This is a genomic window from Kitasatospora sp. NPDC033851, assembly GCF_055576085.1.
The window spans coordinates 207,036-219,093 of the sequence record NZ_JBVIRL010000014.1 but is presented as its reverse complement, the minus strand read 5'-3'; the positions used below and the strand labels follow the sequence as shown (position 1 = coordinate 219,093).

Below are 12,058 nucleotides of genomic sequence, written 5' to 3'. Positions count from 1 at the left end.
CCCACCACCGCTCAGAGCCCGGCCACCGTGACGTCCATCCGCCGGCGGCCGGGCGGGCGGGGGCTCGGGTCGACGGCGTCTCACGGACGTGTCGTCAGGCCGTCCAGGGTGAGGTCCAGCAGGCGTTCGGCCTGTTCGCGCTGTTCGGGTCTGGCGGAGGTGAGGGCGATGCCTTCGAGGGCGGCCCCCAGGTCGGCGGGGCTGATGTCGGTGCGGATCGCGCCGGCGGCCACGCAGGCGTCCATCAGTTCGGTGAGGGCCTGTCGGATCATGTCCCGGCTGTCGCCGTGCGGGTTGTTCCCCGCGGCGGCGATGGCGCGCAGCGCGTCGGCCATGCCGGATTTGGCGGCGATGTAGTCGAGGAAGAGCCGTGTCCAGGCGTGCAGGGCCTGGTAGGGCGGTCTGGCGGCGAGCAGGCCGGGGACGGCGTTGCACAACTGGGCGACTTCGTTGCGGTAGACGGCCTCGATCAGGGCTTCCCGGGTGGGGAAGTTGCGGTAGAGGGTCGCGCTGCCGACGCCTGCGGCTTTCGCGATGTGTTCCAGGCGGGCGTCGAGCCCTTCGTCGGCGTACACACGCACCGCGGCCGTGAGGATCTTGTCCCGGTTGCGTTGTGCGTCGGCGCGCAACGGGCGGTGTGAGTCGCCGTCCGTCACCTCTCGCCCCTCTCTGCACATGGTGGATTCCCGTTTGCATCGTAAGGCACCCTGCGGCGTGCACAGCCACGGAAGGTCCTGCACAGCTGGGGAAGGAAGCCACCCGTATCGTCCGGGCGAGGCTGCCGGGCGGAGGGGGTCCGGTGAACGACGGGCCCCTCCGCCCGGGGCGACCCGGCTCAGCCGACCATGGCTGCCAGGACGCTGCGCCAGTCCTCGCCCGGCTCGGGTGTGAGCGGGCCGGCCAGCGTGTCGGCCCGGTAGCGCCAGGGGCGGCGCAGTTCCTCGTCGGCGTCGGGACCGACGGCGAGCGGGCTGTCGGAGCCGAGCAGCCGGACCAGCTCCGCGGTGAACTCCGCCCAGGAGACGTGTCCGCTCACCGCGTTGACGACCCGCCCGGCCGCCGGGTGGTCCGGGACCGCGCAGGCGGCGAGCGCGCGGGCCAGGGCCGCGGCGTGGACCCAGGACGCTCCGTACCGGTCGTCGGCCGCCGGCAGGCTGATCGTCCGGCCGGCCAGGGCGGCCTGGTAGAGGGTGCCGGTGGAGCCCCAGCGGAGCTGGTCGCGCAGGCGGTGGTGCGGGCCCCAGACGATCGGGGCCCGTACGGCGGTGGCCGGGCCGCGGCCGGTGGCGGCGGCGGCTTCGAACAGGATCCGCTCGCAGTCCAGTTTGGCCTGCCCGTACGGGGTGACCGCCGTGCCGCTCGGGGCGCCCTCGGGGACCTCGGTGCCCGACGGCCGGCCGTACGCGTCGATGCTGCTGACGAAGACGAACGGGCCGCCCCGCCAGCCGTCCACCAGGGCGCGCATCGCGGCGAGGTCGGTGGCGTGGTCGGTGAAGGTGCAGGCGGAGTGGATGACGGCGTCCACGCCTTCGACGGCGCGCCGCAGGCTGTCCGGGTCGGCGAGGTCGCCCTCCGCCACCTCGGCGCCGTTCAGGGCGGGCAGGTGTGCGGACTCGGAGCGGACCAGGGCCCGGACCGGCCTGCCCTGGGCCATCAGCTCCTGCAGGACCGCCGCGCCGACCCCGCCGGTGGCGCCGGTGAGCAGGACGGTGCCGGTGCGGGAGCGGGTGCGCGGGCGGGCGCCGGTGCGGGCGAGGGCGGCGCGGCGCTCGTCCTCGCGGGTGGCGAGCACGGCGGCGAGGGCGCGCGGGGTGCGCTGTTCCAGGATGTCGAGGCCGGTGAGCGGCAGCCCGGTGCGGGTGCGCAGGCGTTCGGCGAGCTGGACGGCGACCAGGGAGTGGCCGCCGAGGGCGAAGAAGTCGCCGTCGGCGGGCGGGGTGGCGCCGAGCAGTTCGCCGAAGACCTCCCGGACGGTGTCCACCGGGCCGTCCCGAAGCGGGTCGCCCTGGCTCGGACCGTCCCGGAGCGAGCCGTCCCGATGTGAGCCGTCCTGGAGCCGGCCGTCCCGGAGCGGTGTGGCCCCGGGCAGCAGGCCGTGGTCGACGGTGCCGTCGGGGTGCCGGGGGATCCGGTCCACCAGCGTGACCGCGAGCGGGAGTTCGGCGGCCGGCAGGCGTCCGCGCAGGGCGGCCCGCAGCTGGGCACCGTTCGGGGCGCCGGGCCCGCGGACCACCGCGTAGGCGAGCGGCGGGCCGTCGGCGTTCTCGACCACGGCCGCGTCGACCACCCCCGGATCGGCCGACAGGCCTTCCACCACCGGGTGTTCGGCGGCGGCCAGGAGGCGGCCGGGCAGCTCGGACAGGAGCGGGTCCGCTTCCCCGGCCACGGCCGCGAGCACGGCGGCGAAGGCGTCCAGCAACTGCCCTGCGGTGGCCTCGTCCAGGGCGTCCCGGTCGTGCTGCACCAGGCAGCGCGGCGCCGGGCCGTCCTCCACCAGCAGCGCCAGACCGAACTTGGCGAGCCCCAGGTCGAGTTCCACGTTCTCGGCGTCGAGACCGGGCAGCGCCAGCGGCGCGACGGGCTGGACGAGGTCGCAGGTCACCGAGAGCAGCGGGGTGCCGTCCGCGCCGCGGGCCGCCGCGCCGAGTCGCTCGACCACGAGGTCGAACGGCACGTCGTGGTGCTGCTGGGCGTCGAGCAGCTCGCCGCGCACCGCGGCCAGCAGTTCCGCGAACGACGGGTCGCCGGCCGGATCGACCCGCACGGCAAGGGTGTTGACCGCGAGGCCGACGGTGTGCCGCAGGTCGGGCCGGGCCCGGTGACCGCTGGCGCACCCGAGGACGAGGTCGCCCTGCCCGGAGGCCGTCCGCAGGGTGGCGAACGCGGCGGCCAGGACGACGGTGAACAGCGTGGCCCCGTGCCGGGCACCGAGGGCGCGCAGGCCGTCCACGACGGCGGGGTCCAGCGGAGCGGCGTGCAGCGCGGCCCGGCGCTCGCGGGCGCCGGACGGGACGGGCCGCAGCAGCGTCGGCGGCCGGGCGCCGGCCAGCCGGGCGGCGAGGGTGTCGGCGGCGGCCGTGAGCTCGGCGTCCCGGGCACGTTCCTGGCGGGCGTACTCGGCGTACGACGGCCCGGGCGGCGGGAGTTGCGGCGCCACGCCGTCGCGTGCAGCTGTGTAGAGCGCAGCGACATCGGCAGCAAGGACCGGCAACGATCCGCCATCGACCGCGATGTGATGGATCGTCAGCAGCATCGTGTGGTCCTCCGGCCCGTGCCGCAGCAGGAGGGCGCGCAGGACCGGGCCGGTGGCGAGGTCGAACGGGCGGGCGGCCTCGGCGACGAGCTGCTCGGAGGCCGCGGCGTCGGTCTTCACGTCCACGACCGGCAGCGGCACCGGGGCGACCGGGTCGGTCTGCTGGTACGGCTGTCCGCCCCGGCGCGGGTAGCGGGTGCGCAGGACGGCGTGCCGCTCGGTGAGCCCGGTGATCGCGGCGGCGAGGGCGACCCGGTCGAGGGGGCCGCGCAGCCGGGCCGCGATCGGCACGTTGTAGAGGGCGCCGCCTTGGCCGAGGTGGTCCATCAGCCACATCCGCTGCTGGGCGTGCGAGAGCGGGGCCGGACCGTCGGCCACGGCGGGGCGCTGCGACGGGGCGGCGGCGCTGCGACGGCTGCGGGCGCGGCGCAGCAGGTCGGCCTGGTCCACGGCGGTCACCGGCCCTCTCCCGGCGCCTCGTCCGAGCCGTCCTCGTCAGCGCCGGCCGGGCCGTCGGTGGCCCGCAGCGCCCGTTCGAGCAGCTGCGCCTGCCCGGCGACGGTCGGGTGGTCGAGGAAGTCGGCGAGCGAGAGCTCGACCCCGAGGTCCTCGCGCAGGTCGTCGACGACCCACATGGCGAGCAGCGAGTGCCCGCCCTCGGCGAGGAAGTCGGCGGCCGGGTCGGTGATCGGGCGCTCCAGGGCGCGGCTCCAGGCCTCGGCGACGACCTGCTCGATCGGGGTGAGCGTGCCGCCGCCGGAGGGGCGCCGCTCGACCGGGTCGTCGGCGGCCAGCGCCCGCCGGTCCACCTTCCCGGAGCCGGTCAGCGGCAGCGCGCCGAGTACGGTCCAGGCGGTGGGCACCAGGTGGGCGGGCAGCCGTTCGGAGAGCCGGGCGCGCAGCGGCTCGACGGCCTGGCTTGCGCCCTCGGCGAGGACGAGGCAGGCGGTGAGGGCCGCGTCGGCCTGCCCGGCCCGGCGGACCACGACCGCCGCCTCCGCGACCTCGGGGAGCTGCAGCAGCGCGTGCTCGACCTCGCCCGGTTCGATCCGGAAGCCGCGCAGCTTGACCTGCTCGTCCGTGCGACCGTGGAACTCCAGGGTGCCGTCCGGCCGTTGGCGGACCAGGTCGCCGCTGCGGTAGGCGCGGCCGAGGTCCGGCAGCTCGCGGAAGCGCTCGGCGGTCAGCTCGGGCCGGTTGAGGTAGCCCTGGGCGAGGCGGTCGCCGGCGATCCACAGCTCGCCGACCGTGCCGGGCGGCACCGGCGCGAGCTGCTCGTCCAGGACCAGGACGCGGGCGCCGCCGAAGGGGCGGCCGATCGGGATGGGGCCGGCGCAGTCGGCCGGGGTCACCCAGTGCAGGGTGGTGAAGGTGGTGGCCTCGGTCGGTCCGTAGACGTTGACCAGTTCGAGCCACGGGAAGGCGCGCAGCACCGCGCCCGCGTGCTCGGGCGACAGCACCTCGCCGCCGACGCCCACGGTGCGCAGCACCCCGAAGATCCGTGACTGGCGGGCGGCCAGGCGGTGGAAGAGCGCGCTGGTGAGCAGCAGCGTGGTGACGCCGAACCGCTCGACGTCGCGGCCGAGTTCCTCGGCGGTGGGCCGGTCGGCCGGGGAGACGGCGACGGCGGCGCCGCGGGCCAGCGGGGCCCACAGCTCGAAGGTGGAGGCGTCGAAGGTGACGGCGGAGTGGAACAGCACCCGGTCGCGGGGGCCGACCGCGATGGCGTCCGGGGCGGTGACCAGGTCGGCGATGGCGCCGTGCGGGACGAGCACGCCCTTGGCCTGTCCGGTGGAGCCGGAGGTGTAGAAGACCAGCGCGGGTGCGGCCGGGTCGGCGGCGTCCGGCGCCGCCGCGCAGCCGGTGCCGGTCTCGACGTCAGTGTCGGTATCGGCATCGGTGCCGATGTCGGTTCCGTGCTCGGTCAGGACGAGGGTCTGCTCCTCGGCGAACCCGGCCTCGGCGAGCAGCGCCTTGTCGCCGAGCACGAGCCGGACCTCGGCGTCGGAGGTCATCTCGGCGATGCGCGGGCGCGGGTAGGCGGGGTCGATCGGGAGGACGTGGCCGCCGGTCCGCCAGATCGCGAGCTGGGCGACGACCAGGCGGGTGGAGCGGGCGCAGAGCAGGCCGACGGCGCTGCCGGGGCCGATCCCCCGGGAGGTCAGCACGGCGGCCAACCGGCCTGCGGCGTCGACGAGTTCGCGGTAGGTGAGGATGGTGGAGCCGTCGGTCACGGCGAGCGCGTCGGGCTGCCGTTCGGCCTGCTGGGCGATCAACGCGGGCAGGGTCGCGATGGTCATGGTGTGGTTCCCTTCCGGGCGCCCCGGCGGTTCGGCCGGGGCGCCCTGTTAAGGAGGTGCGGGAGGGTCAGGTGGTCGCGGTCAGGGCGGCCACCCGCTCCTCGACCAGTCGGGCGACGGCCCGCAGGTCCGGCTGGCGCAGCACCAGGGGCGCGCGCAGCCGGATCCCGTACTCGCTTTCCAGCGCCTCCAGCAGTCGTGCGGCGGCGAGCGAATTGCCGCCCGACGCGAGGAAGTTGTCGGCGGGGCCAAGGTCGGCGCGGCCGATCAGCTCGCGGCAGAGCTTCAGCACGGTGCGCTCGACGGGAGTGTCGCCGTCCTCGCCGATGGGCTCCGGCGGCTCGGCGGCCAGCAGCGCGTGGCGGTCCACCTTGCCGTTGGCGTCCAACGGGTAGCGGTCCACCAGCCGCACGGCCGAGGGCACCGCCTGCTCGGGCAGCCAGGGCCGGACGGCGTCGAGCAGCCGCGCCGGGTCGATGCGGTCCGCCGCACCGCCCGCGACACCGTCCTCGGGACCGGTCCCGGCGCCGGTCCCGGCCCCGTCCTCGGGCTGGACGAAGGCGATCAGCCGGACGCCGCCGGCCGGCGCCTGCTCGGCGGCCACCACCGCCCGGCGCACCTGCGGGTCGCGCTCGAACGCGGCCTCGACCTCGGCGGGTTCGATCCGCACGCCGCTGACCTTGACCTGGTCGTCCAGACGGCCGTGGAACTCCAGCACCCCATCGGGGCGCATGACGACCCGGTCGCCGGTGCGGTAGACCCGGTCGGTGCCTTCCACGCCCTCGGGCGCGCCGACGAAGCGGCGGGCGGTCAGCTCGGGGTCGAGGTACCCGGCGGCCAGGCAGCGTCCGCCGATCCGCAGCTCGCCGGGGACGCCGCGCGGCACCGGCCGGCCGTCCTCGTCGGTGACCACCACGACGGCGCCCGCGATCGGCCGCCCGATCGGCGGGGCGCCGGCGCCGTGGTCGCCGCCGGGGGCCATGCTGTGCACGGTGGTGGTGACGGTGGCCTCGGCGGGGCCGTAGGCGTTGTGGACGGCCGCGGTGACGTCGGGCCCGGGGGCGCGGCGCAGCCGGTCGCCGCCGACGGTGAGGTGGCGCAGCGCCGACCCGGCGGGCCAGCGGCGGGCCAGGACGGGCTCGGCCAGCGGGGTGGGCAGCACGGCCGCGGTGATGCCCGCCTCGCACCACCAGTCGGTGAGCGCGCCGGAGTCCCAGCGGACGGCCTCGGGGGCGACGACCAGGGCGGCGCCGGAGGTGAGGCCGGCCCACAGCTCCATCAGGTGCGGGTCGAAGGCGACCCCGATCAGCAGGCTGTGCCGCTCGCCGGGGCCGAGGCCGGTCAGCTCGCGGTACCACTGCAGCAGCGCGCCGAGCGCGGGCTCGGTGACGGCGACGGCCTTCGGGGTGCCGGTGGAGCCGGAGGTGAGCACCGCGTAGTGGGTGCCGGCCGGGATGCGCACCTGCTCGCCGGGGGTCAGGGCGGCCACCACGCCCTCGGTGGGCAGGTCCAGCGGCAGCCGCTCGCCGCCGGGCGGCAGCAGGTCCGGCTCGCCGACCAGGCAGGCCGGGCGCAGCTGTTCGGCGACGGCCCGCAGCCGGCGCTCGCCGGGGCGCGGGCCGAGCGGCAGGTGGACGGCGCCGAGCTTGGCGGCGGCCAGGGTGACGGCCACCAGCGAGACCGAGTGGCCGAGGCAGACGCCGAGCAGGTCGCCGGGGCCGACCGTCCCACGCAGGGCGTCGGCGGTTCTCTCGGCGAGGCGGTCGAGCTCGGCGTAGCTGTAGGTCCGCTCGCCGTCGATCAGGGCGGGGGCGTCCGGGGTGCGGTGCGCCCAGGTGGTGAACAGGTCGAGGACCGCGCCGTCCTGGTGCGGACGGCCGTACCCGATGCTCAGGGATTCCATCGTGGTCTCCATTTTCATGACGATCCGTCAGTTCAGGCCCATGGAACGGGCAATGATGACCTTCTGGACCTCGGAGGTCCCCTCGATGATCGTGGTCATCCGCACGTAGCGGTACAGGAACTCCAGCGGGTGGCCGCGCACCCAGCCGGTGGCGCCGTGCACCTGGAGCGAGCGGTCCACCGCGCGCACGGCGGTCTCCGAGGCGGTGAGCTTGGCGAGCGCGGCGTTCTCGGGCGACTCGGTGCCCTCGTCGACCAGCCGGGCGCAGGCGAGGGTGAGCAGCTTGGAGGCCTCGACCTCGGCGCGGGTGGACACCAGGTGCTCCTGGACGTGCTGGTACTCGCCGATCACCCGGCCGAAGGCACGCCGCTCCTTGGCGTACTCGACGCCGACGCGCAGCGCGTACTCGGCGATGCCGTTGCACATCGCGGCGACCACCAGGCGGCCGCGGGAGAGGCTGTCGATGGCGAGGGCGGTGGCTGCGCCGACGCCCTCCTCGCCGCCGATCACGGCCTCCGGGCCGACGGTGACCCCGTCGAGCAGCAGCTCGAACAGCGGCTCGCCGGACATGCCCTCGTAGCGCTGGCCGATACGCAGCCCGGGCTGGTCCATCGGCAGCACGAAGGCGGTGGCCCCGGTCGTGGGGCCGGCGCCGTCACCGAGGTCGGTGGCGGCGACGACCAGCGCGATCCCGGCGTGTTCGGCGTTGCTGACGAAGGTCTTGCGCCCGTTCAGCACCCACCGGTCGCCCTCGCGCAGGGCGGTGGTGGTGAGGCGGAAGGCGTCGGAGCCGGCGTGCGGCTCGGTAAGGGCGAGGCAGCGGGTCTGCTCGCCGCGTACCAGCGGGATCAGGTGGCGCTCGACCTGCTCGGGGGTGCCGTTGCGCAGCAGCGGGCTGGGGCCGTCGGAGCCGGCCAGCGCGTACGGCGCGAGGACGCAGCCGCTGCGCCCGGCGGCGTGGTGCAGCAGGACGACGGCGGTGAAGGGCATGTCGGAGCCGCCGAGCTCCTCGGGGTAGTCGCCCGCGTAGAAGCCGAGCGCGGCCGAGCGCTTGCGGACGTAGGTGCGCAGGTCACCCGGCACCTGGTCGGCGATCTCGGGCAACTCGGCGGCGAGCGGGACGAGTTCGCGGCGGACGAAGCTCTCGAAGGCTTCGACGAGTTCGCGGTGTCCGGCTTCCAGGACGGCGGAGGGGGCGGTCACTTGGGCTCTGCCTTTCACTTCTGGCCGGTGAGGGCGCGGGCCTGGTCGGCCAGCACGGCGTGGCGGAACAGGGTGCGCAGCGGCGGGCGGCTGCCGAGGTGCGGTTCCAGGTAGGCGGCGAGCTGGGCGGCGAGCAGCGAGTGGCCGCCGACCTCGAAGAAGTGGGAGTCCGCGCCGAAGCGGTCGTGGCCGAGCACCTCGCGCCAGGCGGCGGCGATCAGCTCCTGGCCGGGGTCGGCGAACGCGCTCGGCGCGGCCTGCTCTTCGGGGCCCGCCTCGGCGGCCTGGTTGGCCAGCAGGGTGAGGGCGGCGCGGTCGGGCTTGCCGCCGGGCAGGGTGGGCATCGCGGCGACGGCGGTCCAGCTCGCCGGGACGAGGCCGCCGGGCAGCCGGCGGGCGAGCGCCTCGTGCAGGGCTGCCTGGTCGGGGCGGTCGGCGCCCTCCAGGAAGCCGACCAGGCGGGGGCCGGTCTGCGGGTCGGTGTGCAGCACCACCGCGCAGGAGCGGCCGCCGAGTTCGGCGGAGGCGGCGGCCTCGATCTCCTCCAGCTCGATCCGGTGGCCGCGGAGCTTGACCTGGTTGTCGGCGCGGCCGAGGAAGCGGAGCCGGCCGTCCAGGTCGCGGTAGCCGCGGTCGCCGGTGCGGTAGACGCGGGCGCCGTCGAGCGCGCGGACGGTGACGAAGCGGGCGGCGGTCGGCTCCGGCAGGCCGGGGTAGCCGTCGGCCACCATCGCTCCGCCGACGACGAGTTCGCCGACGCAGCCGGCCGGGAGCGGGCGCAGCGTGTCGTCCAGGACGTGCATCCGTACGCCGTCCAGCTCGGTGCCGAGCGGGATCTCGCCGTCCTCGGCGACGTCGGCGGCGGTCACCTGGTACACGGTGGAGGTGACGGTGGCCTCGGTGACGCCGTAGGCGTTCAGCACGGTGGTGGCCTCGGTCAGGTCGGCGAGCGCCCGGGCGGGCAGGCGCTCGCCGCCGAGGACGAGCAGCCGTGGCGTCCAGCGGCCGTCGCGCAGCGCCTCGGACAGGTCCGAGCGGACGGCGAGCAGGTAGCTGGTCGGCAGGTTGGCGACGGTGACGCCGCGGGCGGCCAGGACGGCCACCAGCTCGGGCCCGGTGGGCACCTCGCGCTGCGGCACGACCAGGGCGGCGCCGGCGGCGAGGGCGGGCAGCACCTCCTCCAGCGCCACGTCGAAGGACGGCCGGGCGAACAGCAGCACCCGGTCGGCGGAGGTGAGTTCGTAGCGGTCGACGATCGCGGCCAGGTAGCCGGCGAGCGCCTCGCGGCCGACCCGGACGGGCTTGGGCACGCCGGTGGAGCCGGAGGTGTGGATCAGGTAGGCGGCGCCGTCCAGGACGTCGGCGGGCTCGGCCTTCGGGAAGGCCGGGCCGTCCAGCAGCGCCGGGGTGACACCCTCGGCGGGCAGCGCGAGGGCGCTCTGCCGGGTGGCCAGGACGAGCGCCGGGCTGAGCCGCTCCAGCAGCAGGCCGAGCCGGGCGGCCGGGTCCTCGGTGGACAGCGGCGCGTAGACGGCGCCGTGGCGCAGGCAGGCGAGCAGGGCGACCACGCTGTCCGCGCCGCGCGGCAGGACGGCGGCCACCGGCTGGCCGGGTGCGACCCCGGCGGCGCGCAGCCGCTCGGCCAACTCGGTGACTCGACGGTCGAGTTCGCCGTAGCTGATCCGCTCGGTGCCGGTCAGCAGGGCGAGTGCGGTCGGGTCGTGGGCGGCGGCCGGGTCGAGCACGGCCAGTGCGTCGGCGGGCGTAGCGGTGGACGTGTCGGCAGGTGTGGCGACCGGCGCCACGGTGGTCGGCGCGGCCTCGGGCGCGGGGGACAGCTCGGCGATCGGCGCCTGCGGGCGGTCGAGGTAGCAGCGCAGCAGCTCCAGCAGCCGCTCGGACAGCAGCACGGCCTCGGACTCGCGGAACAGGTCCGCGTCGTAGTCCCAGACCAGGGTCATCCCGGCGGCGCCGTGCTTCTCGCCGACCACCCGGCGGTCGTCCGGCAGCAGCACCAGGTCGAGGTCGAAGCGGGTGGTGCCGGTGTTGAAGCCCTCGTACAGCGAGACCTCCAGGCCGGGCGCCTGGACGTCGGGGAGCGCCGCGTCGTGCGCGCTGAACATCACGTTGAACAGCGGGTTGTCGGCACCGCCGGTGTGCAGGCCCAGGCGGCGGGTCAGCTCCTGCACCGGCAGGTCCTGGTACGGCAGGGCGCGCATCAGGACGTCGGTCACCTCGTCCACGGCCTCGGTGCCGGGGGCGGCGGGGTCGAGCCGCAGGCGCAGCGGCACGGTGTTCACGAACATGCCGACGGTGCCCTCGAAGCCCTCCGGGCGGTTGCCGACGGCGGTGCCGACCACGACCTCGCGGTGCCCGCTGTGCCGGCGCAGCAGTTCGGCGAACAGGGCGAGCAGGGTGCTGAACGGGGTGTGGCCGTCCGCCTTGCTGCGCTCGCGCAGCCGCTCGGCCAGGTCGGCGCCGATCGCCTGGCGCAACTGGCCGCCCCGGTGGCGGCGCTCGACGCCCGGCCGGGCCAGCCCGGGCAGGGTGACCTCGCGCGGCGCGTCGGCCAACTCCCTGGTCCAGAAGTCGAGTGCGCGGTCGCGGGGGACGTCGACGGCGGCCCGCGCGTGCTCCTCGTACGAGGGGGCGGTGGGCAGGTCGTACGGCTCGCCGAGGACCCGGGCGCGGTAGACGGTGAACAGGTCGCGCAGCAGGATCGCGAAGGAGTGGCCGTCGTGGACGAGGTGGTGCTCGACGTGGATCAGCCGGTGGTGGCCTTCGGCGATCCGCACCAGGTGCCAGCGCAGCACCGGTGCCCGCTCGGTGTCGACCGGTTCTTCGGCCTCGGCGGCGAGCAGCCGCCGGAAGGCGGCCTCCGGGTCGTGCTCGGTGGCGAAGTCGCTGTGGCGCAGCTCCGGTTGACACCCCTCGGCGACCCGCTGGCCGGGCAGCCCCTCCGCTCGGGGCACCAACTCCAGCCGCAGGCCGGGGTGGTGGTCCAGGACGGCGGCCAGACCGGCGTGCAGCGCGTCCCGGTCGAGGGTGCCCCAGAGGTCGAGGACGGCGGTGAAGTTGTAGGCGCGGCTTCCCGGCAGCATCTGTTCGTGCAGCCAGACGATCTCCTGCGACGGAGAGAGTGCGAACATGGGCGGTTCCCTTGTGTGGTGGGCTTGTCGGCACTGCGGTGGCCGGCGGCGGGCGTGGGGTGGTCCCGCTCCGGCCGCTGGACCCGGCCGCACCGGGATGACGGTGCGGCCCGGGGGTCCGGGCTTCGGGCTCCTGCGCGGGCATGCCTGTTCGGGCACGCGCGTCCAGGCGCGGTGGATCCTGCGAGGCGGATCCGGCATGGGAGTTCGGGCCCGCGGAATGGGGCGTGGGAGGTCGGGCAGCCCGTCG

At 76.0% G+C, this 12,058-nt stretch carries 6 protein-coding genes; all 6 read right to left on the bottom strand.

The annotated features are described in order from the left end of the window. Positions 1 to 80 precede the first annotated feature (80 nt). Positions 81 to 677: a TetR/AcrR family transcriptional regulator gene (locus tag ACZ51D_RS25675; protein ID WP_465621910.1), complete on the bottom strand. Its 597-nt coding sequence runs from the start codon at positions 675 to 677 to the stop codon at positions 81 to 83. A gap of 158 nt (positions 678 to 835) precedes the next feature. After that, the gene (locus ACZ51D_RS25670; RefSeq protein WP_465663630.1) at positions 836 to 3,712 is read right to left on the bottom strand and encodes a condensation domain-containing protein; all 2,877 of its coding nucleotides are present in this window, start codon (positions 3,710 to 3,712) and stop codon (positions 836 to 838) included. Further along, positions 3,709 to 5,553, bottom strand: a complete 1,845-nt coding sequence (locus ACZ51D_RS25665; protein ID WP_465663629.1) for a non-ribosomal peptide synthetase — start codon at positions 5,551 to 5,553, stop codon at positions 3,709 to 3,711. Before ACZ51D_RS25665 ends, ACZ51D_RS25670 begins: the two co-directional genes overlap by 4 nt. A gap of 67 nt (positions 5,554 to 5,620) precedes the next feature. Further along, positions 5,621 to 7,456 (bottom strand): amino acid adenylation domain-containing protein, encoded by a 1,836-nt coding sequence (locus ACZ51D_RS25660; protein WP_465621904.1) that lies wholly within the window; start codon positions 7,454 to 7,456, stop codon positions 5,621 to 5,623. A gap of 27 nt (positions 7,457 to 7,483) precedes the next feature. Further along, positions 7,484 to 8,659: an acyl-CoA dehydrogenase family protein gene (locus tag ACZ51D_RS25655; RefSeq protein ID WP_465663628.1), complete on the bottom strand. Its 1,176-nt coding sequence runs from the start codon at positions 8,657 to 8,659 to the stop codon at positions 7,484 to 7,486. A gap of 14 nt (positions 8,660 to 8,673) precedes the next feature. Beyond that, positions 8,674 to 11,808 (bottom strand): non-ribosomal peptide synthetase, encoded by a 3,135-nt coding sequence (locus ACZ51D_RS25650; RefSeq protein WP_465663627.1) that lies wholly within the window; start codon positions 11,806 to 11,808, stop codon positions 8,674 to 8,676. Between the last annotated feature and the right edge of the window lie 250 nt (positions 11,809 to 12,058).